This window comes from Psychrobacillus sp. FSL H8-0510 (assembly GCF_038008345.1).
GTDB classification, from domain to species: domain Bacteria; phylum Bacillota; class Bacilli; order Bacillales_A; family Planococcaceae; genus Psychrobacillus; species Psychrobacillus psychrotolerans.
On the sequence record NZ_JBBOYZ010000001.1, the window covers coordinates 319,281 to 342,483 of the forward strand.

General features: G+C 36.2%; 22 protein-coding genes and 1 pseudogene. 14 read left to right on the forward strand and 9 right to left on the reverse strand.

Annotated elements, in window-relative coordinates; all coding sequences use genetic code 11:
- Nucleotides 1-17 precede the first annotated feature (17 nt).
- Entirely contained in the window at nucleotides 18-797 is a 780-nt protein-coding gene (locus MHI40_RS01605; protein WP_340761252.1) for a gluconate 2-dehydrogenase subunit 3 family protein, read from the reverse strand.
- Nucleotides 798-879: 82 nt separating this feature from the next.
- Complete coding sequence (locus MHI40_RS01610; protein ID WP_340761253.1) at nucleotides 880-1,137, reverse strand: hypothetical protein; 258 nt, start codon at nucleotides 1,135-1,137, stop codon at nucleotides 880-882.
- 471 nt (nucleotides 1,138-1,608) lie between these two features.
- Between MHI40_RS01610 and tatA the strand changes: the two genes are divergently transcribed.
- A complete protein-coding gene (gene tatA / locus MHI40_RS01615; RefSeq protein WP_093536286.1) occupies nucleotides 1,609-1,815 on the forward strand; it encodes a twin-arginine translocase TatA/TatE family subunit in 207 nt (68 codons plus the stop codon).
- A gap of 348 nt (nucleotides 1,816-2,163) precedes the next feature.
- Here the strand turns inward: tatA and MHI40_RS01620 are convergent, their stop codons facing one another.
- Nucleotides 2,164-3,915 (reverse strand): ABC transporter ATP-binding protein, encoded by a 1,752-nt coding sequence (locus MHI40_RS01620; protein WP_340761254.1) that lies wholly within the window; start codon nucleotides 3,913-3,915, stop codon nucleotides 2,164-2,166.
- Nucleotides 3,916-4,042: 127 nt separating this feature from the next.
- Here MHI40_RS01620 and MHI40_RS01625 point away from each other — a divergent pair, with 127 nt between their 5' ends.
- The 6 genes from MHI40_RS01625 (at nucleotide 4,043) to MHI40_RS01650 (ending at nucleotide 10,608) form a co-directional block, all read left to right on the forward strand.
- On the forward strand, nucleotides 4,043-5,488 hold the full coding sequence (locus MHI40_RS01625) for an ABC transporter permease (RefSeq protein WP_340761255.1): 1,446 nt from the start codon (nucleotides 4,043-4,045) through the stop codon (nucleotides 5,486-5,488).
- Nucleotides 5,489-5,538: 50 nt separating this feature from the next.
- A complete protein-coding gene (locus MHI40_RS01630; protein ID WP_445678334.1) occupies nucleotides 5,539-6,999 on the forward strand; it encodes an ABC transporter permease in 1,461 nt (486 codons plus the stop codon).
- Nucleotides 7,000-7,023: 24 nt separating this feature from the next.
- Nucleotides 7,024-8,835, forward strand: a complete 1,812-nt coding sequence (locus tag MHI40_RS01635) for an ABC transporter substrate-binding protein (protein WP_340761257.1) — start codon at nucleotides 7,024-7,026, stop codon at nucleotides 8,833-8,835.
- A gap of 348 nt (nucleotides 8,836-9,183) precedes the next feature.
- Complete coding sequence (locus MHI40_RS01640; protein WP_093536278.1) at nucleotides 9,184-9,372, forward strand: hypothetical protein; 189 nt, start codon at nucleotides 9,184-9,186, stop codon at nucleotides 9,370-9,372.
- Nucleotides 9,373-9,441: 69 nt separating this feature from the next.
- Nucleotides 9,442-10,257 (forward strand): undecaprenyl-diphosphate phosphatase, encoded by an 816-nt coding sequence (locus MHI40_RS01645; protein ID WP_340761258.1) that lies wholly within the window; start codon nucleotides 9,442-9,444, stop codon nucleotides 10,255-10,257.
- Nucleotides 10,258-10,398: 141 nt separating this feature from the next.
- On the forward strand, nucleotides 10,399-10,608 hold the full coding sequence (locus MHI40_RS01650; RefSeq protein ID WP_340761259.1) for a hypothetical protein: 210 nt from the start codon (nucleotides 10,399-10,401) through the stop codon (nucleotides 10,606-10,608).
- A gap of 154 nt (nucleotides 10,609-10,762) precedes the next feature.
- Here MHI40_RS01650 and MHI40_RS01655 read toward each other — a convergent pair whose 3' ends face one another.
- The 5 genes and pseudogenes from MHI40_RS01655 to MHI40_RS01675 form a co-directional block, all read right to left on the reverse strand.
- Complete coding sequence (locus MHI40_RS01655) at nucleotides 10,763-12,217, reverse strand: right-handed parallel beta-helix repeat-containing protein (RefSeq protein WP_340761260.1); 1,455 nt, start codon at nucleotides 12,215-12,217, stop codon at nucleotides 10,763-10,765.
- A gap of 215 nt (nucleotides 12,218-12,432) precedes the next feature.
- The gene (locus MHI40_RS01660; RefSeq protein ID WP_340761261.1) at nucleotides 12,433-12,627 is read right to left on the reverse strand and encodes an alpha/beta-type small acid-soluble spore protein; all 195 of its coding nucleotides are present in this window, start codon (nucleotides 12,625-12,627) and stop codon (nucleotides 12,433-12,435) included.
- Between the two features lie 136 nt (nucleotides 12,628-12,763).
- Complete coding sequence (locus tag MHI40_RS01665; protein WP_340761262.1) at nucleotides 12,764-12,970, reverse strand: hypothetical protein; 207 nt, start codon at nucleotides 12,968-12,970, stop codon at nucleotides 12,764-12,766.
- Nucleotides 12,971-13,103: 133 nt separating this feature from the next.
- Nucleotides 13,104-13,421: pseudogene (locus tag MHI40_RS01670) on the reverse strand (MazG-like family protein).
- A gap of 86 nt (nucleotides 13,422-13,507) precedes the next feature.
- Nucleotides 13,508-13,777: a hypothetical protein gene (locus MHI40_RS01675; RefSeq protein ID WP_340761263.1), complete on the reverse strand. Its 270-nt coding sequence runs from the start codon at nucleotides 13,775-13,777 to the stop codon at nucleotides 13,508-13,510.
- A 246-nt stretch (nucleotides 13,778-14,023) separates the two neighbouring features.
- Between MHI40_RS01675 and MHI40_RS01680 the strand changes: the two genes are divergently transcribed.
- The 7 genes from MHI40_RS01680 to MHI40_RS01710 all read left to right on the forward strand — a co-directional run bounded on the left by MHI40_RS01680 (nucleotide 14,024) and on the right by MHI40_RS01710 (nucleotide 22,182).
- Entirely contained in the window at nucleotides 14,024-14,662 is a 639-nt protein-coding gene (locus MHI40_RS01680) for a GntR family transcriptional regulator (RefSeq protein WP_340761264.1), read from the forward strand.
- Between the two features lie 590 nt (nucleotides 14,663-15,252).
- On the forward strand, nucleotides 15,253-15,510 hold the full coding sequence (locus tag MHI40_RS01685; RefSeq protein WP_093536272.1) for a hypothetical protein: 258 nt from the start codon (nucleotides 15,253-15,255) through the stop codon (nucleotides 15,508-15,510).
- 68 nt (nucleotides 15,511-15,578) lie between these two features.
- Complete coding sequence (locus tag MHI40_RS01690; RefSeq protein WP_340761265.1) at nucleotides 15,579-16,349, forward strand: gluconate 2-dehydrogenase subunit 3 family protein; 771 nt, start codon at nucleotides 15,579-15,581, stop codon at nucleotides 16,347-16,349.
- Between the two features lie 23 nt (nucleotides 16,350-16,372).
- On the forward strand, nucleotides 16,373-18,097 hold the full coding sequence (locus MHI40_RS01695; RefSeq protein ID WP_340761266.1) for a GMC family oxidoreductase: 1,725 nt from the start codon (nucleotides 16,373-16,375) through the stop codon (nucleotides 18,095-18,097).
- A 430-nt stretch (nucleotides 18,098-18,527) separates the two neighbouring features.
- On the forward strand, nucleotides 18,528-19,652 hold the full coding sequence (locus MHI40_RS01700; RefSeq protein ID WP_340761267.1) for an NADH-dependent flavin oxidoreductase: 1,125 nt from the start codon (nucleotides 18,528-18,530) through the stop codon (nucleotides 19,650-19,652).
- 287 nt (nucleotides 19,653-19,939) lie between these two features.
- Complete coding sequence (locus MHI40_RS01705; RefSeq protein ID WP_340761268.1) at nucleotides 19,940-21,130, forward strand: M14 family zinc carboxypeptidase; 1,191 nt, start codon at nucleotides 19,940-19,942, stop codon at nucleotides 21,128-21,130.
- A gap of 326 nt (nucleotides 21,131-21,456) precedes the next feature.
- Nucleotides 21,457-22,182 (forward strand): 3-ketoacyl-ACP reductase, encoded by a 726-nt coding sequence (locus tag MHI40_RS01710; RefSeq protein ID WP_340761269.1) that lies wholly within the window; start codon nucleotides 21,457-21,459, stop codon nucleotides 22,180-22,182.
- A 58-nt stretch (nucleotides 22,183-22,240) separates the two neighbouring features.
- Here the strand turns inward: MHI40_RS01710 and MHI40_RS01715 are convergent, their stop codons facing one another.
- The gene (locus tag MHI40_RS01715) at nucleotides 22,241-23,095 is read right to left on the reverse strand and encodes a dimethylarginine dimethylaminohydrolase family protein (protein WP_340761270.1); all 855 of its coding nucleotides are present in this window, start codon (nucleotides 23,093-23,095) and stop codon (nucleotides 22,241-22,243) included.
- Between the last annotated feature and the right edge of the window lie 108 nt (nucleotides 23,096-23,203).

A 23,203-nucleotide genomic window follows, 5' to 3' on the forward strand; every position in this document is an offset into this window, starting at 1 on the left:
CTTTCTATTGGTAGATATTAATGTTGATGTTGCGAGTTTAAGCTCATAGGAGCGATTTTCACGAATTCATCTTTTTCTAATACGTTCATATAATTCGTTTGATGTCCAGGGAAATTTTTCATTTTCCAACCAGCCATATCTTTATTACCGCCATACATTGGATCAGCATATACTCCTTCAATCGTTACTTTTCTAAGCAAAGTAAAGAAAAAGGATGAACTAACAGCTCCGCTTAATTTAACTTTATCAGCTTCGAAATCTTTTAAGATCTCGATTTGTTGTTCTTCTGTTAAATTAGCAAATTTAGGTTTCTCATCGGATTTCTTCGCAGCCTCTGTATTTAAAGCTGTAATTCCAAGGTTAAAAACTTGCTGACGATTTAAATGGGTTTGGTATCCTTGTTGTGGAACTGCTTCTGCAGGGAAGAAAGGACCAGTCATATATTCTCTTGAGTTAAGGCCGAAGCTTCCTGCAAGTTGATGATCGATATAATATGCAACAAGTAATTCTTTCGCACCGGGTCCTACTTCAGTTTTAGGGAAAATTTGTTCTGTTGCCGCATCTATCGTATCGAATTGTGCTTTGTCAAAATACATTAGTGCTTGGTTGTAATTCACCGCAGCAGATGTTGAATGAACGCCAGTTTCGTGAGTTTTAGATGTTGAGTCTTTACCTAGTAAAGAACCAAGCGCTCCACCTAGTACAACCCCACCAACTGTTAATCCAGAATTTTTGATAAATGTACGTCTAGATGAACGTTTATCTAAGTATGGAGCCTTTTTTTCCTGTTCTGACATAATATAACCTCCAACGTAAATTAGTAGAAAAATAGCTTAAATTGTTTATTCAGGTAAACAATGAATTAAAAAAATAATCTAATTAATGAAAAAATGAATGCCAGTTATAAACTAATGAAAATAGGATCGTATAAACCAATAAAAATGAGATAAAGTATATATATTTTTTTCCAGTCCAGCAAAGAACAATAATAGCTAGTCCAATACTTGAACCTATTAACGCGAACCAAGGGAACTCATTATTATAGTAAAAGAGACCAAGTGCTAAATCTGCTACTATAAATAAAGCAAATATTACTTGATTCAACAGTTTTAATTCTTCTAAGTTATATTGCGTCACTTTTATTCTCCTTTAACATAGTTCACAAAACTATGAAAATGTAATTTTTATACATAACAAAACAACCGTTTACCAGTCTACTCCTTTTATTTCTTCAATACTACATATTTATTTCGGATAAGAAAATATAATTTTATTCTGAAAAAACATTAAATTCGCATAAATATTGCAAATTTATAGTAAAGACGTCTGTGTTATTGATATAAAGTAACTAGTGTTTTGAAGGTGAAAAAAGCTAAAGAACTAGTTGCATAAACAAAGCTCAAGAAAGTTAGCGAAGTGAAAAAAGTAGATTTTGTATTAAGGAGACATTTCAAGCTCACACAATTCATTTTGAGTACCTAGGTATTTACAAATTTAAACGTAGGAGTATAATGTGTAATTGATACAAAACAACCAATATTTTTTGTCGGATAAACAACTATTGCAAAAACCACGTGAAAATTATATAGAAAAAGTATAGGAGAGATTATAATGCCAAATATCGGAATACCTGGTTTAATCATTATATTAATCATTGCTTTAATCGTTTTCGGTCCGAAAAAGTTACCTCAATTGGGTAGAGCAGTTGGAGAGACGTTAAAAGAATTCAAAAACTCAACTAAAGATATAGTAGACGATGTTGCAGAAGAATTTAGAATAGAAGATAAAGAAACAGAAACTAAAAAAAATATCTAATGCAAAAAGCCACCTATTTAGGTGGCTTCAGACTGTAGACAAACTCAATTTTAGGTGTATAGAGTTGAATATTAAACTCGGCAAGGCCCACCACTTCGCTTTCCGCGGGCTTGGCTTCAGCCTCCTCGTCACTACGTTCCTGCGGGGTCTTCAGCTCAAGCTTTTCCCACTGGAGTCTTCGTGGTGGACCTTGCCTTATAAACCGTTCCAATAGAGTATTCAATATCTTACTTTTAATAGGATGAATAAACCCATTTATTATTATTCATAACCGTTTATAAAAATACCTTTGTCGTCAAACTAAAGCCACCTATTTAGGTGGCTTTTTGCATGCGTTAATATGCGTTGCTAGATTTGAGCATGTTGTTTAGGAATAGCTACCCAATGCTCCGGGGATACCTCTATTAACTCGGATTGACTCAATTGGTATTTATCTATTTCTAAGTTATCTTCCATTAGAGACCGTTTTTTCTTGGCCTCTACTTTAGGATCGGGAATTGGAATTGCGGCTAGTAATGATTTTGTATAAGGGTGCTGAGGGTTAGAATAGAGCTCCTCGCTTTCTGCAAGCTCTACAATTTTCCCAGCGTACATAACTGCCACTCTATCACTAATATGCTTGACCATTGATAAGTCATGCGCAATAAACAAATAGGTAAGCCCTAGACGATGTTGGAGATCCTCTAGCAAGTCGACAATCTGAGATTGTATAGAGACATCTAAAGCGGATAAGGGTTCATCGCAAACGATAAAGTCAGGCTCAACAGCAAGTGCCCGAGCGATTCCGATTCTTTGGCGTTGCCCACCAGAAAATTCATGTGGGTACCGCATGGCGTGTTCAGGTTTTAGTCCCACCATTAGGAGTAATTCTTCGACGCGCTGTTTTCTTTCCTCGTTGTTTTTACTTAAACGGTGTATATCTAATGCTTGCCCGATTATATCCAATACTTTAAAGCGTGGATTTAATGAAGAGTAGGGATCTTGAAAGATCATTTGCATATGTCGACGCATTGTTTTCATTTCATCTTTACTAAGTCTATTTATCGCTAAACCTTGATATAATACATCTCCGTCTGTTGGTTCATGAAGTCGAAGTATTGCTCTACCAGTTGTAGACTTACCTGAACCAGATTCTCCGACTAACCCTAATGTTTCTCCAGGTTTTATGAAAAAGCTAATATCGTCAACTGCTTTTAGTACATTGCCTTTTCCAACATCGAAATTCATTTTAAGGGAACGTACATCTAGTAGAGGTTTTCCGTCTTCTGTCCCAAGGGTATGGAGAGAAGGACGTTTAGCTTTTTTTTTCTGATCTAATCTTGGAAGAGCGTTAAGCAGTTTTTTTGTATAGTCATGTTGAGGGTTTTCAAAGATTTCTTCCGTTGTCCCAGTTTCGACAATTTCTCCATCCTTCATGACTGCTACTCGGTCACACATTCCGGCCACTACACCCAAATCATGGGTGATTAAAATAATAGATGTTCCAAAACGTGCTTGCATGTCTTTCATGAGGTTTAATATTTGCGCTTGAATGGTAACGTCAAGTGCAGTTGTAGGTTCATCTGCAATCAGAAGAGTAGGACGACAAGCCAATGCTATTGCAATCATGACCCTTTGACGCATTCCACCAGAAAACTCATGCGGATACTGATTGAAACGTTCTTCGCTATTTTTAATTCCTACTAGTTTGAGTAGGTCGAGTGCTTGTTTTTTTGCTTCCTTTTTGGATAACTTTTGGTGTTTGATCAAACTTTCAGCTATTTGTTTGCCAATTCGAAGAGTAGGATTAAGGGAGCTCATAGGGTCTTGGAAGATCATACTAATATCTTGCCCTCGGATACTTTCCATCTCTTTTTCTGACTTATTTATAAGATTTTCTCCGAGAAATTCAATCTCGCCGTTTTTTAACAAGGAAGGAGGGGAAGGGAGTAATCTCATAATTGAACGAGCGGTAACACTCTTGCCGCTACCTGATTCTCCAACAATCCCAATAGTTTCTCCTTTTTTCACTTCAAAACTGACACCTCGCACAGCTTCAAATTCTTTGTCGCTGGTCAGAAACGAGATATGTAAATCTTTAACCTTTAGAACCGTCTCCAACGTAAAACACCTACCTATTCCTATATATATAATATTAAATAAATATCATTGACTAAATAAAATTTCCTATCTATACTTTACAATACCACTAGGAATTATACAATATCAGAAAGGAGGTAAATAGTCGATGGAATTGCACAAAGAACCATCGCTCAATTTTGGTTTTTCTACTCATCTTTCATATGTTTTTGAGAAAATGATGAAACGACCTTCCTACAAATATTTGTTGTTAGTATTAGGATTACCCTTACATCTTATTATTTTTTTCTTTTACCAATCTAAAAGAAAAAGTGATACATATTTTACTATTCATAAAATAATAAATGACTCATTACAAACAGCAGGGCTTAAAGAAAAGTTATTAAGTGATTTCAAGGAACAATACGTTCGAAAACATGCTTTCTTTCAGGAAAAAGTGGATGAACAGCTAATGAATCGGGAAGTAGATAGACTAACAGAGGAACGCTACTCGAAAATACTCGCAGAAAAAATAAATGACGAGTATGAACGTCAGGGTTTAACAAAGCTAAATTATATCTCCTTTTTTCAACGTTTATTAAAAAATCCGCTCTTTTTAATTGTTTCTTTTATACCTGGAGTACTGATGTATATATTGCTGTTGTTGTTTAGTAATTTCTTTATCAAATTTATCTTCGAGCGCCTAATTATGAGTGTTTTTGTCATTGCAGGTGTCTCAGTGCTAGTATTTACAATTTTATATTTGTCGCCTTTTGATCCTGCTGCAAATCTTTTAGGTGAATCTGCAACGAAAGAGCAAATTGCTTCTTTTAATCATACGTATGGTCTGGATCTGCCTTACTTGATGCAATTATGGAATGCCGTTAAAGGGATTTTCACATTTGACTTAGGTGCTTCCTTTACTGGGAATGAAGACGTAGCAGCTAGTATTGCTAATAAGTTCCCGATTACTTTAACAATTGCGATTTTCTCACTATTAATGGCTATTGTTATTGCCATTCCAGTTGGAATCATATCAGCTACTAGACAAAATACATTTCTAGATTATTCCTTTATGTTTATCGCATTAATTGGATTATCTATTCCGAATTTCTGGCAGGGCTTAATATTTATATTAAATTTCTCTATTAAACTGCAGTGGTTACCTGCCACTTATAATCCTCAGAATATGTTGTCGATTATTATGCCAGTAATAGTTTTAGGCACAGGGCTTACAGCTTCTGTTGCAAGAATGACTCGCTCCTCTATGCTAGAAATAATAAATGAGGATTATATTATTACGGCAAAAGCGAAAGGGCTAAATGAACGTCAAGTTCTATGGAAGCATGCTATTGGTAACGCAATGATTCCCATTATTACAGTAATTGGATTGTTGTTTGGAGATATGCTCGGGGGAGCAGCTGTTACAGAGAAAGTATTCAATATTAGCGGTATAGGTAGTTATATTGTAGATAAACAGTTTATCCCCGACATTCCTGCCATCATGGGTGGGGTCATATATATTGCTATAACAATTTCATTAGTAAACGTGCTCATCGATATTTTGTATGCGTTTTTTGACCCTCGCATTCGATCTAAGATGAAGCAACTGTAATATAGAAGTAGGTGTAGAGGGTGAACTCGTTTAAAAAACATGCTTTGAAATTGTCTCGAGAGTATACGCAAGCAAACTTTGCATTGGTTCTTTCTATTGTGGTCAGCCTAGTTTTCCTTATAAATAGTTTTAACTATAAAGAAGGAACGATAAAGTCTCTTGTTTTTACGATATTTTTAGTTTATGCATTATTCACTTTGTATCAATTTTTCCTAACATGGAAAATTAAAAAAGATCTTTTGAAATTTGGTGCCATACAGCCAATTACAAGAAAGCTAGGATATATTCAACTCTTAAGTATATTGAGTGCAAATGTTTTTACGGCATCATTTGCTTTTAACTTGATAAAAAACAAAAAAACACCAGATTACACATTTGCTGTATACATGTTATTTACACAGCTTTTTGTAATTGCAATCTCTGCTTTTAATATGTTTAAGCCGTATGTGACAGATACTTTTTTACCCGCAATGGGAATTCTGGTGGGAATACTGGTTTTTCAAGTAGTAACTTTAGCTCTTGTATCAAAATATGTACAGGATGAATCTGCACCACCTTGGTTTTTGGTCATTGCTATTGTATTGATTGCTTCATCTGTAACTGGTAATTTGTTTAACCTGTTACTTGGTATAAGTTTAATAGTAAAGATACGGAGCCACGATCGTTCAAGAATTATAAAGTGGAACACGATTTGGGGTAAAATCACTCGCAATTCCACTGCAATATTAGGAATGTTCTTCATCATACTTATGCTTTCTCTATCAGTTTGTAGCAAGTATACATTCGATTATGATATGGCGGTAGAAAATGATTATGGAAGCTTGCTTCAACAACCTAGCCTAGAGCATCCCTTTGGAACAGACGATTTTGGAAGGGATCTATTTTCTAGAATTATCTTTGGAGCAAGAATATCTCTACTAGTAGGGTTTGCTTCTACAATTATTCCTCTAATAATAGGAGGGGTTCTTGGAGCAATAGCAGGATATTATACAAAACGTGCGGATAATATTATTATGCGATTGCTAGATATCCTGTATGCAATACCTGGAATTTTGCTTGCGATTGCTATTATAGCTGCGTTCGGAGCTAACACGATGAACCTGATATTAGCACTTAGTGTTGGTGCAATTCCAAGCTATGCGCGAACGATGAGAGCAAACGTACTCATGGTATCGAACTATGAGTATGTCGATTCTGCACGAGCTTTAGGTGCTTCTGATTTCTCGATTATTTTTAAGCAGATTGTACCTAACTCACTGGCTCCGATGATTGTAAAAGCCACTTTAACAATTGGAGGAGCTGTAATTGCAACGAGTAGTTTAAGTTTTCTTGGACTAGGGGTTGAACCACATATTCCGGAGTGGGGAAATATTTTAAAAATAGGTAGTACTTATCTTGAATCGCATTCCTATCTAGCGATTATACCGGGGCTAGCAATTATAGGTCTTGTATTATCTTTCAATTTCTTAGGAGATGGGTTAAGAGATGCTTTTGATCCAAGAATGGATTAAACAATTATTTAGGAGGAAATGAATATGAAAAAAAGTTTATTGGCAATCCTGATCACTCTGGTAGTGATATTAGCAGGGTGTGTAAATACGAAGTCGGACGTTGCGGATAAAGGAAATGATAACAAAGATGTAAAAACAGATGATAGTGCAGTAGCTATTGAACTGTTAGGTATGAGTACTGGGGAAGCGGACATGAATATCGTACGTGACCAACTGATTAAAAACGGTTTTGATGTGAAGTTGAATATCCAACCAGATTACGGTAGCTTTACAGCACAAAAAGATGCTGGAAACTATGACTTAGCACTATCTAGCTGGACAACAGTTACAGGAAATCCTGATTATGCGGTACGTTCACTATTCAAATCAGATGGTGATAACAGTATTATGTCTGATGAAGAAGTAGATAAGTTAATAGAGCAAGCAAGTACAGAAACGGAAGAAGAATTTACGAAGACTTATAAGCAATTAGAACAACGTCTTGTGCTTGATAAAGCATATATTGCCCCTTTATATAATTCGTTCAAAGCACAAGGTGTAAACAAAGAAATTGTAAATGCAGATACAGTAAGACTTGCGAAATCACGTGCAATTGCATGGGAATCTATCGACTTTGTAGATACTTCGAAAAGAGCGACACAACCATTAATAATGCAACAACCAATCGGAGCACTAACATCTTTAGATCCGATTAAAGGAAATGACGGTTCTATAAATACGTTAAATACAAATATGTATGTAAGACTTGTAAATTTAACAGATGACGATAAAGTAGTCTCAGATGGTTCTTTATCACTTAACCATGTCATTGCGGAAGGAAACCAATCTTATTATTTCCTTCTTCGTGATGATATCAACTTTGCTGCAGTTACAGATGAAAAAGCAGTGGATACTGGGGAACGTGTTGGAGCAGACGATGTAGTATTCTCATTAAACCGAGCTAAAGATGAAAAATCTGTACCAGATCACCGCACATATAGCTTACATGAAAGTATGGAAGAAATAGAAGTAGTAACGGATCTGGCAGAGCTTGATGTAAACCAGTCTGGTAGCGAAGTTACTGTAAAAGAAGCACTTGAAGAGGGCTTAGATGCCAAAATATCAGAATTAGTAGAAGACAAAAATGCAGCTGATAATGCAGCGGGTAAATATCAGGTAGTGAAAATTACAACAGTAAATCCATTCCCACAAGTACTAAATTATTTAGCCCACCAATCTGCAGGTATCGTGTCTAAGAAACAAGTAGAAAGCATTAACACATACGATGTAGAATCATTCGATGTTAACAAAGATATCCCTTATGGGGACCAAAACACCGTTACAGAAGGTGCCAAATATAACAATACGTTATATGCAAGCGGACCTTACATTTTGTCACACAAAAATGATTATGAAGCTATATTCTTGAAAAACCCTGCATATATGACAGGAACGGAAAATGAAGCTAAAATCTCTAATGTAACTGTACGTTTTATACAAGATCCAGATAGCACACTTTCAGCATTACGTAATGGAGAAATTCACATATTCAACGGAGTGCCAGAAACAAAATATGACTTAGTAGAAGGCGATAGCAAGTTAACACTTCAAAAAAGTGACAGTAACGCTGTGTCTTATCTATTGTTCAATACCAAAAACCGTGCAGTATCAGATAGCGAAGATCTAAGAAAAGCTATTCTGTATTCGATTAACCAAGATGAAATTTTAAATTATTATCAAGGAAATAAAAACAAAGCAGTTTCTACTGTAAGTCCACTTGTGGATACTGGAAATGAAGTAGTTGCAGATCCAGCGAAAGTGAAAGAATTCTTAGAGGCTTATAATTCAAGTAAATAATAACTATAAGCGCCAGTTTCTATACAAATTTTGATTTGTATTAGGGGCTGGTTTTTTTATATATAGTATTAGTCGTTGAATGCAGTTTTGATAAAATGGCTAGAAAAAGGATAAGGAGATATGCCAAGTTTCCTATTTTCTTAAAGAAATGACTAAAAAAAGTCTAATTATCTACTGGAAATAGTAAAATGTAAGAAGTATGGTAGTGTTTAATGTGGAAGACATGATTTACTAGGTCGTATCTTTTTAGTTGTAGTATCGTTCCTCTTATTTATATGGAGATTACCCTTGAATCAACAATCAAAAAAGCATCATTATTGCAACTGGTGATTTATTGGGGGTGCAAAAATGAAATTTCGCTTGTTCCTTGTTTTTATAATTGGATATGCTTTAAGTTTTATTTTATTAACAGATTTATATGACGACAGAGTTCTAAATACGTTATTTAGAGTGTGCTTTGCATTATTTTTTCTATTCGTAATTTGGCTTGTTCAACCTAAAAGAAAAAATAGCGACGATAAGGTTAAAAGAGATTGATGAGGATCAATATAGTTTTGGTCCGTAAAAATAATTGTTCCTTAAAACGAGAATTCATAGGGAGGTAAAATGGGAGAATTAGATGTTATCTTAATAATAAAAATGATTATTATTGGGCTAGTGCAAGGCTTTACAGAACCAATTCCAGTGTCATCTAGTGGACACGTAATGATTGCTAGTGAAATCTTGGGGCTAGGTGAACAAGGATTTACATTTGCTATATTAACAAACACAGCTTCACTATTTGCGATACTTTATATTTATAGAAAAGATATCGCAAGGCTTGCAGTAAATTCATTTCTTTATTTGAAAACGAAAAATCGTCGTTATAAGAGTGACTTTCGTTTTGTTTTCTTTATCATCATTGGCTCTATTCCAGCGGGTGTTCTAGGAATATTGTTAAGTGACTATATAGCAGAAAGTGTTAGCATGACAACGATTGCGGTGATGCTTTTCGTAACAGGGATTGCCTTGTGGGTAATTCGAAATCTGAAAGGTAAAAAAGACGAAAGTGATATTACAATTAAGGATGCTTTTATTGTGGGATTAGGGCAGGCTGTCGCATTAACACCTGGGATTAGTCGTTCAGGTGCAACTATTATTTCCGCAGTTGCTGTTGGAATGAAACAAGATACGGCACTTCGATTTTCATTTATGTTGTATATTCCCGTTAGCCTCGGAGGAGTTATATTAGGTCTTTCTGATTTTCTGAATGAACCGAATAAAGCAGCCTTAGCAATTCCGTATTTAGCTGCTTTTATAGCAACACTATTAATGACCTATTTTGCGATGAAGTGGTTTATGGGAATTATGAAAAATGGGAAGCTGGTTTATTTTACATATTATTGTTTCATCGTAGGAGCATTACTTCTAATTTTCTTCTAACGTGCTTTACTTCAAGAAGGAGTAAAGCTTTTTTTATTGAACTAAACTCGCGGATCAACAAGCAGGTATTACTGGAAGAATGTCGAAGTACTTGAATATATGAGGAATTCATCTAACGGTATGAGGGAGCGGCAAAACTATATGAGTAATAAAATTTTTATTTTATATTTTTTAATTGGCATGTTTCTTGTGGTTCCAATTCTAGAATGGCTTGGTATGCCGTCATTTGCAAACATACTAGTTTATTTGTTTGGTGAGCCAGATAAAGGAAACAAAATCATTGTATCTCTGTTTTTGCTTGTTTTCTTGATAGCTCTGTTTCCTTTTATAAAATATAAGAAAAGCACATAACAATGCTTGATGGGGCAACAGGAATTTAGAAAAAAAAGAATACCAAAATAAAATGGGTTGGGAGAACATATCCTAGCTCCATTTTTATGTATATCTTAGATAAACCAGAACCCCAAGGCGTTATGCCGAGGGGTTTTATTGATTGGTTGTTTTATTATTTTACATACGTAACATGACTACCAGTTCCACCAGCAATAGGTAGTTTAAAGGTATTTGTATTCGTGCCAATTTTCAGCTTTACATTAATTTTGGTGGATATGTTAATCCCACGGACAGATACATATTTGTTTGATAACTTACCATCACCAGTTAGGACGTTTTGTGAGATGGTTCCTTCGTTATGAGTAGAGCGTATTGCAATAGCAGCAGGTACTACGTACGTCTTGTCCTGTACATCCTGAATTTTATTTTTAGTAATTAAAAACTGATTATTATGGGTGTTGATACTAATACCATTTGCGAAGCTATTCTTCAAGGTATTTTCTTTTATTATTAAATCTTTCGTAAGCTTGGCACAGATTGCACCTGAGATACTGCTTCCTTCTTTCCCTGCATTTGTTAATTGGTTATCGCTTATCGTAAGACCACTGGCATAATCTGACGTTGATCCGGCAACAATAATGCCACAACCTTTGCCGATTCCTTCGATTTGGTTACCTTTTGCCGTTGAGCGCTGTGTACCAAATATTCCTTTTTTGCCATCACCTGTCGCATTAACAAACGCTATACCGACTTTCGCGTTTCTTATTTTATTATGGTTAAACGTAATATTTTCTCCACCATGCGTGTCTAACGCTTCCCATAACGGTATATCCTCTATGGTGCTATTTGTTACCGAGCTGTCTTTGCTTCGTGGATATTTTCCCAGGTCACTCTTAGAACCTTTCCTAGAAAAGAACACGCCATATGCATTTCCGTCGGTTCCGGGTCCAATAGCTTTAATATGGCTCTTATCTACGTTGAAATTACTAACAGAGAATCCGCCAATGCCTGCATAGCCGATGTCCTCAATGTTTGTATTTGTAACAGTCACATTGTCTGCAAACTCGGCTTTAATGCCATAAAAACCGATGTCATGTATAAAGCTATCATGAATAACAATATTTTTAGCATAATTCACTGAATTCGCACTAGCAATGTTTATTCCGATACCTTTTACATTAGCATCTTTGTTGCCTGCCCCCTGTATTTCTAAACCGTATATCTTCACTCCGCTACCTATCGTTAGTAGTGTCGTGTGCTTTTTATCATTATAAATTTTAGAACCATAACCAATAATAGTTGTATTATCAGGAACTTTTAATCCGCTTACCTTAAACGAACTGCTATGTGGCAATACAACAATTTTACCGGCTCCGAGGTTCAATGCATTTTGTAGTTTTTCAGTCCCATCCACAGTTTCTACAAATACAACTTTGTCTTTATTACTATCTGAAATGCCAAGCTCAAGTCCAAGTTTAGCCTTTTCTGCTATTTCTTTTCCTAACGTATTATTATCAAGGGATTCTGCGTTCACTTTCACATCGGCACTGACACCAATGGTCAGCACCATAATAATTGCTAAAATACTGGTAAATAATACTCTCGATAATCTCATCATCATCATCATCGTCCTTTTTCATCTTTTAATTTTTGGTTTATTTATATTCGTGCCTTTTATCGGACGTGACGGTACAAAGTATCACGTCAGGTCATCTTTATGTGGGAGGAAAAAACCACTCCACTTAAAAAAAGTAGGTCTCACAGACTATGTATCGGATTTTTAAACCACATATTTACATAAAAACAAAAAAAAGCCCCGTCATAAACGGGGCGTGAGTCTTCTTATTTACCGCGTAGTTGCGTTTGTGCTTGACGCACTAAACGTTTCGTTATTTCTCCACCCACAGAGCCGTTTTGACGAGACGATGCGTCTACGCCGAGTGTTACACCGAATTCTGATGCAATTTCTGCCTTCATGCTATCTAGCGCTTGCTTTGCACCGGGAACAACGAGTTGGTTTGAGTTAGAGTTGGCCATTATTTATGTCTCCTTTGTGTGCATCATCAAGATGATTTTTCATCTTGTGCTGTTCAGTATGCTCCTGTTTTTTGCGATTATTCCTTCTCTACACGTTTATAAAAAAAAGAACCCCACGGCGCTATGCCGAAGGTTTTTATTTTGGGTTAAGTTGGGTGTCAATCAGCGATTCGATGTGTTCGTTGTAGTCGGAATAATCGAAGTCCGATAGCTGTTCGATGATTTTTGCCACATCAATCTGATTGCGCTGTTCATCTGTCAAGTCCGCATAGGCGTCAACAACGACTTGTACGTCCTCGTATCTGAGTTGGTTGTCATGACGGTCTCTTTCGCCGACCTCCATTTGTGTGTCCTTTTGAACAAAGGCAAACGTTTCTGCTGCCTCTTTGGTTTCAAATTGGGTGATAACGTAATACGACAGGTGGATGTCCTCCTTTTGTATGGTTGGTTTAGGGCTTATTGTTATAAGGTCACACCTACAAATCCGAGGATTTGACGAATGTACCGTTTACCACTTTGACTGTACGGTGCTTGATTTCATCGTAGGCTGTTTGCAGACATTCTTCTAATGTTATGTTGTTTTGTTGGGCAAGGATAATCAGTATGACCACTTAATCGCCGATACTGTCACGTAGAGCGTCCATATCGCTTCGTGCAAGTGCTGCGACAACTTCTCCCACTTCTTCTGCGACTTTTAAGTATTGCTTGCTGGATTCCGCTTTATCTAGCCCTTTATTGATGGACCATTGTTCAACGCAGTGAACGAGTGTGTTTAATTCTGTAATTCCTGGCATGGTTGGTTGTCCTCCAATTTTAAGTGTGTGTTTGCTTACATAATCACTAGACGTATGTAGCCCAGTGATTTTTGTTGGTTATTCGATTACTTACTAGCTATGCGATCTTCGTATGCAAGTGCATCACTCGCAGTCATGAATGTAAAGTACCCGTCTTGTTCTTCATCGGTGGAATCTGGGAAGATTTCTACACGAATAAAGGAACGAGCATCTTCTTTTGTTGCGAATTCACGGTGCGTGCCGTTTTCATTGAGTAAGAATTCAATGCCATTGAGTGCAACACCGTTGATTGGTCGAGCTAAGACGATGTGTGTGTTCACGGCTTCTTGGCTTTTACTGTTTGTTGTTACTGTCATGTGAAAACATCTCCCTTTTTTATGTGACTTTGCTTTTTATAGGTCGGATGCAATTCCCGGCTAGTGTTGGTTTAACTTCAATAATGCGTGTTAATAAACGAGCAAATATCGGCATACAGGCGTTCATCGAACGACATATCCGTGTCAATCATTTACCTTTAAAGAGGATGTTTTATTCTTTAAAATAATACTTTGTAAAGTATAATAAGGAAGTATTTACTTAAAATAATTCCGGGGGGTTAAGATATGGTTTCAAACAAGATGAACGCACAAAAATTGGCTTATGAATACATTAGGGAATCTATGCTTGATGGAACTTACAAAGGCGGAATGAAGTTAGTAGAGGAGCGTCTTGCAGATGAGATTGGTGTTAGTCGTACACCAATTCGTGAAGCAATTAAAAGGTTGGAGCAAGAGGGATTAATTAAGAACAAGCATATATATAATCCGACAGCACAGGATTTGATATACATATATGAGATGCGCATAGTACTAGAAAGCTTTGCAGCGAAAAGAGCAGCGAAAAATATGACAGTGGAGAAGGTTAAAGAACTTGAGAATACTATCCAGGCATCTCGTAATTCGCTTATGGAAGGACAGTCCAAAAATACATATAATGCAAACCAACGTTTTCATGATTTAATTATAAATGAATGTCAAAATCCAATAATGATTGAAAGATTAGCGCAAGCTCAGACAATTTTCTATTTGTTTAGTCTAAGGCTTGATATATATAGTCGTCCAAATATAATAGATGAGCATGAAGAAATTTACAAAGCCATTAAGAATAAGGATGAACAACTTGCCGGAGAACTCATAGCTGAACATTTATATAAAGACATGAATTTTACTTTGGAGCTTATCGGAAGGAATGGGCAGTTTTAAATTATTTATGGTTAGTCACCAAAAGTGATGATTAAATTGCATTCAAACCTACCTGAAGTAAGATGTTAAAATTTCCCAGATGATACAGAGCACTAATTTATCTAGTTAGCATATGAATTAGTGCTAATAACTCACCACGAACAGCCTAAATCCTTATAGTACCTCCATTGCACCTTTTTTGGGTGTTTTTTTATTTGGAATACTTTTCTACATAGTCCTCGTTTATAACCTTTGCCCCTTTTCTAAAATTCACTATAAATATATCTAATTTCATTCTAAGAGTTAAAAATGGTCGCACTATCATGTAAAAGCTGCAGTTCATACTTGGGAAGTACCATCTTCTAAGGTACTAATATTGTCTTGTCATAAAGAAAACTTATCCTCTTTTCACTAACTTAATAAGTTATATCAAACTGAGTGAAAAGTTCTTGTTCATGATTATTTCCTAAAATTTTTAAGGTGTACAAACAACAAAAGAATATAGTAGAATAGATAATGTTGTTTTTGTATACAAAAACATATATTTTGTATACAAAATAAAATCATCTTTTGAAACGTGTTTTTACTATTGCATAAAAAGGAGAATAAGTATGACGCAATACAATTTAGAAGAACTGAGGATGCTCAATCAAGTGCTACTGGCCCTTTTCATCGTAGCTGATTTTGCACTTTTACTCTTTTTTTATAATAGTCCATTCCCTTGGTTTGCTTTATTAGGTTCTGGGATTGGTTTAGCTATCATTGTTCTTTGTTGGACAGGAAGAAAACACACTATTTTTATAGCTTCATTGCTTGCTTTTTCAGTTCTGCATACGATTGTTTACAATTGGAGCTCTATTGTGCATTAAAAGAAAAAATGAAGAATATTTATTAATCGATTAAATAGAAAACTATTAAATTTATAGGAGGTTTTATTATGTCAGAACAAGAAAAGAATAACACTGTTTTAGACAAACGATCGTCTAGACGGACGTTTATCAAAAATTCTGGTTTGACAGTAGGGGGAGTTGTTTTAGGGGGAGCTTTAGGAAGTCTTCTAATAAAAGATGAAAAATCAGCGACCACTACTAAAACTCAAAATCACGCGGCAACACCTAAGGCTAACCCAAATGTAGCTTTAATGTTCTTCACACCAAACCAATATCAAGTTACTCAAGCAGCAGTGGAACGTATTTTCCCAGAAGATGCAAATGGTCCTGGTGCAAAAGAACTTAATGCAGCTATTTATATTGATCATCAGTTGGCTGGTCCATGGGGTTCTAACGTTAAAGACTACCGTTTAGGTGCATTTTATAAAGCAGAAGAAAACCAAGGTCCACAAACGAAAATACTTAGAAAAGATTTGTTTCTAGCTGGTTTAGTTAGTTTAGACAAGTATAGTAATGAACAATATGAAGTTGATTTTAAAGAGTTAGAAGCTGCTAAACAAGATGAAGTTCTACTTTCTTTTAGTGAAGGTAAAGTTGAATTATATGGAAAAATTTCCTCTTCTCAATTTTTCAATTTACTACGCACATTAACTATTGAAGGTGTATATGCAGACCCAATGTATGGTGGTAACAATGAAATGTTAGGTTGGAGTATGCGTAAGTATCCAGGATCTCGTATGCAATATGTAGCTGAAATACAAGATGAGAAATTTATCGAACTGGAACCACAAAGTTTAAATTCTCATATGGGACATTAATAATAGAAAGGACTGACATATAAATGGTTACAAAATTACCTAAAGTACCTGTTGTAGTAGTAGGAATGGGTTGGGCTGGTGGAATCGTTTCAGCTGAACTAACAAAAGCAGGCATAAGCGTTGTGGGGTTAGAACGAGGTAAAGACCGGACAACAGCTGATTATACAATGGGACATGATGAACTTCGTTATCAACATCGTCAAGAATTAATGCAAGATCTTTCGAAGGAAACTATTACTTATAGAAATACATTATCCGGTAAGGCTTTACCAATGCGTCACTACGGTACATTTATAGTAGGTGACGGAGTAGGTGGTGCAGGTAGTCACTGGAATGGACAAACTTATCGTTTCTTACCTTATGACTTCGAAATACGTACAAAAACAATTGAGCGTTACGGAATCGAAAAAATCCCTGCTTGGATGGAAGGTCTTGAAGACTGGGGTATAACCTATGATGAGATGGAACCATACTATGATACATTCGAAAAAATGGCTGGTATTTCAGGGGAAACAGTAGAACTTTGGGGGAAACGTACGAATCCATATCCAACGCCTCCTTTAGTGAAAACACCATTAATGAAAGAATTCGAAAAAGCGGCAACAAGCTTTGGATACAAACCTTTCGTTATTCCTGCAGCAAACCTTTCTGAAGCATATACAAACCCTGACGGCATCTCTCGTGGAGCATGTCAATACTGTGCGTATTGTGAAAACTTTGGTTGTGAATATGGAGCGAAAGGTGACCCAGCAGTAACGGTAATTCCGGTTGCAAAACAAACAGGTAAGCTAGATCTTCGTACACATTCTAATGTGGTGGAATTAACTAAAAGTGGTGGTAAAGCAAACGGGGTTATTTACGTAGATATGCTAACTGGAGAAAAATTTGAGCAACCTGCAGATGTAGTTGTAGTTGCGAGTTATGTATTCAATAATTCTCGTTTACTTCTAAACTCTGGTATCGGCACTCCTTATGATCCAAAAACAGGTAAAGGGACAATCGGTAAAAATTACTGTTATCAGGTAACAGCTGGAGGTTCTCAGTTATTCTTCGAGGACAAAGAGTTTAACCTATATGGTGGTGCTGGAGCGTTAGGTATTGAGATTGCTGAATACATGGGGGATAACTTTGACCATGAGGAAGTAGATTTCATACATGGAGCTGGTATTCGTTCAACACAATATGGCGACCGTCCGATTGCAGTAAACCGTGTACCTGCAGGAACGCCAAACTGGGGTGCTGAGTTCAAAGAGAAATCTATTAAATATGCGAATTCAAATTTCCCAGTTAAAACGCAAGGTGCATCTTTACCACATAAAGAAAATTATCTAGACCTTGACCCAGAATTTAAAGACGAATTTGGATATCCATTATTACGCATGACATATGAATATACAGACAATGACCGTGCGATGGGGAAATACATGTCTAAAATTACACGTAAATTTGCAGAAGAAATTGGTGCAGATATTATTGACACAAATGAAGAGCAAGGTCCATTTAACGTAAATAAAGATTCAAATACTCATAATACAGGTGGAGTAATTATGGGGACAGACCCTGAGAAATCAGCGCTAAATACTTACCTACAAATGTGGGAAGCTGAAAACGTGTTTGTTTTAGGTGCATCTGCATTCCCACATAATAGTTGCTTTAATCCAACTGGTACACTGGGTGCACTTTCTTATCGTGCTGCAGAAGGCATTCAAAAATATTTAAAAGAAGGCGGATTACTAGTTAAAGCATAAATGACAACTAGTTATTCTATAAAAGAACTCTTGACCGGAATTTAATTTGCGGTCAGGAGTCTTTTTTTGTAAATAATGTATATGATTGACTACAAAAGCACGGTGGCTCTATAAATTTGAGAATAACATAGCAACAGATTTGTACAAAACTCTCTGAATATAGTAAAAGAATTCTCTCTTAATGTGTATGGACATGCTGGAATGATCAAGAGTATGAACGTATACATCAAAACATTACCGCTTGGGTGAAAGAAATAGAAAAAATTAGAGCTGAGCAATAAACAAATCCCTATGACGTATACTATTATACATAGTGTGCAGCATAGGGATTTCATGTGGCAGATTGTTGGAACATTAACGTTAACTTCTGTAGTATTAACAAAGAAGATACATTGTCCTTCTTAGGAAGACTAGTAAAGGGGTTAATAAAATGAAACAAAAATACGAAAAGATTTTTCAAGAATTTACGTTTTCATCAGGTGTAAAAGTAAAAAATCGAATTATGGTCGCTCCAATGACTCACTATTCCTCGGAAGAAAGTGGGGAAGTATCGGAAAGAGAGTTAGCCTATTATAAAGAGCGCTCTGGTGGTGTTGGTACATTTATCACTGCTTGTGCATATGTGATCAAGGGTGGTAAAGGATTTCCAGGACAATTTAGCATCGATGATGATAAATTCCTTCCAGGATTGAAAAAACTAGCTCAGAGCATTCAATCGAATGGAACAAAAGCTATTATTCAAATTTATCATGGGGGCAGACAGTCGCCGGCCCAGTTATTACCAGATCAGCAACCCGTTTCAGCAAGTGCTGTTGCTGCGGAACGTGAAGGTGCAATAGTTCCGAGAGAGATGACAGAGGATGAAATTAAGCAGACAATCCAGGCTTTTGGAGATGCTACAAGAAGAGCAATAGATGCAGGCTTTGATGGAGTAGAAATCCACGGAGCTAACACTTACCTGTTACAGCAGTTCTTCTCGCCGCATTCAAATAGAAGAGAAGATCAATGGGGAGGTTCCCTTGAGAATCGTATGAAGTTTCCCATGGCAATCGTAGATTCTGTTAAACAAGCAGTAAGGGAACATGCAAAAACACCATTTATTGTTGGTTATCGAATTTCTCCAGAAGAGGGCAGTAACCCTGGGATTCAATTGGAGGATACTCTTCAATTCGTAGATAAGCTAGCTGATCAGGGCTTAGATTATCTACATGTGTCTGTGAATCATTTCTGGAATGGTTCCTTCCGTGAAGAAGATAAAACAGAGTCAAGAATTATTAAGATACATGAAAAAATAGGGAATCGGACTCCGGTAGTTGGAGTAGGTTCATTGCATACACCGGATGAGGTAGTCGAAGCGTTAGAAACGGGAGTGCCTTTCATTGCGTTAGGTCGAGAACTTTTAATGGAACCAAAGTGGATGGATAAAGTTCAAGCTGGCCAGGAAGATCAAATACGTAAAACTCTTTCGAGACAAGCGCAAGAAGAGTTAGTTATCCCTGATCCATTATGGGATAGACTAGTAAATGTAAAAGGTTGGTTACCAGTAGAAGATTAAAAGAGTCGAGAAAAGTGATAATCACTTTTCTCGACTCTTTTTTAGTAAGGGAATTAGATTGGTAAAAGGAATAACATAAACTTCAATGTAGTTCAATTATCTTATAAAGTGAGTAACTTTGGTAGTCGAAATAATTAGTCCTTCGTGTCACTAAAGGTATACATAAATTGAGCTATATAACTCTATTATAATACTAATTAATCAAATATTCATAATAAATTTACTATTTAAATTTCGTTTGTTATTCTAGTAACAGTTCTAAGAATTAGAAGAAGGAGTGATATGTATTGAAGAAAAAAATGGTTAGTACAATAGGTATATTAGGGCTATGTACAAGCTTGGCTTTTCCTGTTTATGCTGCGGATATGGTTAAACAAGAAACGCATCATCATGAATACTCTATCTCTGGTTTTATCAGTCATGGTGAGCTCCAAAAAACACTCAAACAACTTGAGAAGACAAGTAATGGAGTTGTACAGGTAGAGGTCGTTGGTCAATCCCATAAAGGGTTGGATATATACACTGCCAAAGTTGGAACAGGTGACAAAGTTATTCTTCTTCAAAGTGAAATTCATGGTAACGAAAAAACTGGTACAGTCGCTCTTTTAAATCTCTTAAAAAGCCTTTCCACAAATTCAAAAGAAGCAAAGAAAATCCGTGAAGAAGTTACGATTGTTTTCATGCCTATGATGAATCCAGATGCATCTGAAGCGGACAAACGACGTAATAGTATGACATGGGATGAAGCAGTGAGAGATTTCCCGCAACTGGCAAGCGCTAAACCTTCTTGGAACTATTTAGACCGAGGGATTAGTCAAAGTTATAACTATGGCGAGAATCCAGGTTTCGATGTGAATAGAGATTTTAATCCAAACTTAAACTATGTCCCAGAGGCGCAAGACTTCCCAGGAGCATCTAATAAGCCAGGTTGGTTTATCACACCTGAATCACAAACTTCTCGTGATGTATATAAGGCATTAAAAGAGGAGTATGGAAATGTAGATGTCTTTGTGGATTTACATCATCAAGGGATATACTATGTGGATGGCACCTCGGATGAAGTAACGCTGTCACTATCCGCACAGTTTGTTCCAGATCCGAACACACCTGAAGGAGCGAAATACGCCCAATATGCTGATAACTACAACTATGATTTTTCAAGACAATTGAACGTTGCAGCTTATAACGAACTTCAATCTTATGGTAACTCAAAGTTCAAGAATATTTCACTCTATTCTCAAGGGCTTGATCTCCCGGGCACAGCTCTTGGAAGTTATGCGCTGAATGGTAGTGGAACTGTGCTTTTTGAGGTGAAAGGTCAGACACAAACGATGGGGCAGAAGGAAAAAGGACAACTTGTTAAATCGGTTGAACGTGGACTAGAAGCAATTATTAAAGGTGTCGCAGATGGTTCTGTAGAAACATTGAATCCGGAAGATTATGAGAAGATTCCACTAACATCTAACAGACCTTCTTGATGTTTTGAATTAAATAATATTACTACGTAATGCCCATTCTGTAGGATAAATTTTGATGAATAAATATGCCCCGTAAATTCCAAATAAGGAGCATTTCATGTAATTAAAATTGGTATGTGCACTATGTTTAGGGTCCAACTGATAGGCGTTATAGTTACCTATTGAGGATGAAAAAGAGCCGTGAAAAGTGATTAAACACTTCTCTCGGCTTCTTTCCTCTGTATATCATGATGGAGTATTTTACATAGTGAAGGTGTTTAAATGGAGTTTTTCATTTTACAGGACTATGATTAGAGTAGATTATCATGAAAAAGGAGTTGCTAAAAATGGGACAATCATTAAAAGGAAAAGTGGCATTTGTAACGGGAGCAGGAAGAGGTATTGGCGAAGCGATAGCTATTGCTTTAGCAAAAGAAGGAGTAAACGTTGGATTACTTGCAAGAACAGAGGAAGCATTAAAGGGTGTAGCTGAAGAAATTGGTACCTTAAATGTTAAAGTAGCTTATGCGCCAGCAGACGTTTCTTCATTAGAAGAAGTGAAACAAGCAATCGAAAAACTAACTAGTGAATTAGGAACTGCCGATATATTAATAAATAATGCAGGAATTGGTGGCTTTGAGAAATTAGTAGACACAGATCCAGCAGAGTGGAAAAAGATTATTGATGTTAACTTAATGGGTACTTATTATGTAACACATACAGTACTTCCACAACTGATTGAAAAAAATGGAGGAGATATTATTAACATCTCTTCAACAAATGGATTAAATGGTGCGCCTGGTTCCAGTGCATATAGCGCATCTAAATTTGGGGTTATTGGGTTGACAGAATCATTAGCTCAAGAAGTTCGCCGTAATAATATACGCGTGACTGCATTAACTCCGAGTACAGTCGTAACAGAGCTAGCTACCAATTCTTCTTTAGTGGATAAAGATAAAATTGACCAATTTATGCAACCAGAAGATATAGCTGAGTTCATTGTGTCACAATTAAAATTAGATCCGAGAATTTATGTGAAAACAGCTAGTTTATTAGCAACAAATCCTTTCTAAATAATGCACTTTAAAAAGACCCATTCCTAGAGGAATGGGTCTTTTGTGTGTAACTTTATTAGCGTCGTTCTATTGGCATAGAGCAACAGCGGAAGGAACCACCCGATTTTATGATTTCCGAGAAATCGACCTCTATCACTTGATAGCCATGCTGCCTCATTTGAAGATTAACGTCATGATTAATTGGTAAACTTATTACCCGATTTTGTCCAATAGATAATACATTGGTACCCATTGAGAACTGCTCACTTTCGCTCACTTCGATTAAATTATACATACTCGATAATAGCTCCACCATTTTTTTGTCGAGCGCATCAGGAAAAATCAATGCATCTTTTGCAGAAAGAATATTGAATACACAGTCAAGGTGCAAGTATTTTGGATTAAAAACAATAGGTAGGATATCGAAATCTGTTAGCTCTTTTTGTAAAACTTTAATAGCGTCCATAGATGTACGATGGCTAATCCCGATAAACACTCGATGGCCATCGACAATAACATCGCCACCTTCTATAGAGTGTTCAGAAAGTTTTTTGTAAAAAATGTCATGTTCATTCATCCAATCAGCTAACACTTTCTCTTCACCCTGACGAATCGGATTTGCCATTTCGGAGATAAACAAATGATTGCCCAAGGTAAAGCCTATATCTCTTGTGAAAACTTGTTCGGGATGGTCTTTGCTTGGTGTTAATTTAATTACTTCCACACCGGCATTCTCTAAGGCTTTTTCAAATTGTTGATGTTGTGAAATAGCAAGTGAACGGTCAATATTATCATTTACATATTGTTTCTGAACATCATTAATTACTTCTTTAATTTCCATATATTGAGGTTCGCATAAGACGACTTTTTTTAGTGTTTCATATTCACTTTGACAATGTACTTGAGATTGATCTTGAATTATTTTTACCATAAGGAATCCTCCACTTTTTTAATTCATTCTTCTTTTCTATTCCCTATATTTTTCATTGTATAACCTTTTTCAGTGAAGTTTATTTGAATTTTAATATCATTGTTTTAG

What these genes read in the sequence shown, in the direction of transcription:
- MHI40_RS01645 (WP_340761258.1), top strand. Translation starts at nt 9,442, where the DNA reads ATGGGAGAATTAGATGTTATCTTAATAATAAAAATGATTATTATTGGG.
- MHI40_RS01695 (WP_340761266.1), top strand. Translation starts at nt 16,373, where the DNA reads ATGGTTACAAAATTACCTAAAGTACCTGTTGTAGTAGTAGGAATGGGT.
- MHI40_RS01605 (WP_340761252.1), bottom strand. Translation starts at nt 797, where the DNA reads ATGTCAGAACAGGAAAAAAAGGCTCCATACTTAGATAAACGTTCATCT.
- MHI40_RS01665 (WP_340761262.1), bottom strand. Translation starts at nt 12,970, where the DNA reads ATGGAGGTCGGCGAAAGAGACCGTCATGACAACCAACTCAGATACGAG.
- MHI40_RS01690 (WP_340761265.1), top strand. Translation starts at nt 15,579, where the DNA reads ATGTCAGAACAAGAAAAGAATAACACTGTTTTAGACAAACGATCGTCT.
- MHI40_RS01685 (WP_093536272.1), top strand. Translation starts at nt 15,253, where the DNA reads ATGACGCAATACAATTTAGAAGAACTGAGGATGCTCAATCAAGTGCTA.
- MHI40_RS01655 (WP_340761260.1), bottom strand. Translation starts at nt 12,217, where the DNA reads ATGATGATGATGATGAGATTATCGAGAGTATTATTTACCAGTATTTTA.
- MHI40_RS01650 (WP_340761259.1), top strand. Translation starts at nt 10,399, where the DNA reads ATGAGTAATAAAATTTTTATTTTATATTTTTTAATTGGCATGTTTCTT.
- MHI40_RS01680 (WP_340761264.1), top strand. Translation starts at nt 14,024, where the DNA reads ATGGTTTCAAACAAGATGAACGCACAAAAATTGGCTTATGAATACATT.
- MHI40_RS01675 (WP_340761263.1), bottom strand. Translation starts at nt 13,777, where the DNA reads ATGACAGTAACAACAAACAGTAAAAGCCAAGAAGCCGTGAACACACAC.
- MHI40_RS01715 (WP_340761270.1), bottom strand. Translation starts at nt 23,095, where the DNA reads ATGGTAAAAATAATTCAAGATCAATCTCAAGTACATTGTCAAAGTGAA.
- MHI40_RS01660 (WP_340761261.1), bottom strand. Translation starts at nt 12,627, where the DNA reads ATGGCCAACTCTAACTCAAACCAACTCGTTGTTCCCGGTGCAAAGCAA.
- MHI40_RS01710 (WP_340761269.1), top strand. Translation starts at nt 21,457, where the DNA reads ATGGGACAATCATTAAAAGGAAAAGTGGCATTTGTAACGGGAGCAGGA.
- MHI40_RS01700 (WP_340761267.1), top strand. Translation starts at nt 18,528, where the DNA reads ATGAAACAAAAATACGAAAAGATTTTTCAAGAATTTACGTTTTCATCA.
- MHI40_RS01635 (WP_340761257.1), top strand. Translation starts at nt 7,024, where the DNA reads ATGAAAAAAAGTTTATTGGCAATCCTGATCACTCTGGTAGTGATATTA.
- MHI40_RS01640 (WP_093536278.1), top strand. Translation starts at nt 9,184, where the DNA reads ATGAAATTTCGCTTGTTCCTTGTTTTTATAATTGGATATGCTTTAAGT.
- MHI40_RS01625 (WP_340761255.1), top strand. Translation starts at nt 4,043, where the DNA reads ATGGAATTGCACAAAGAACCATCGCTCAATTTTGGTTTTTCTACTCAT.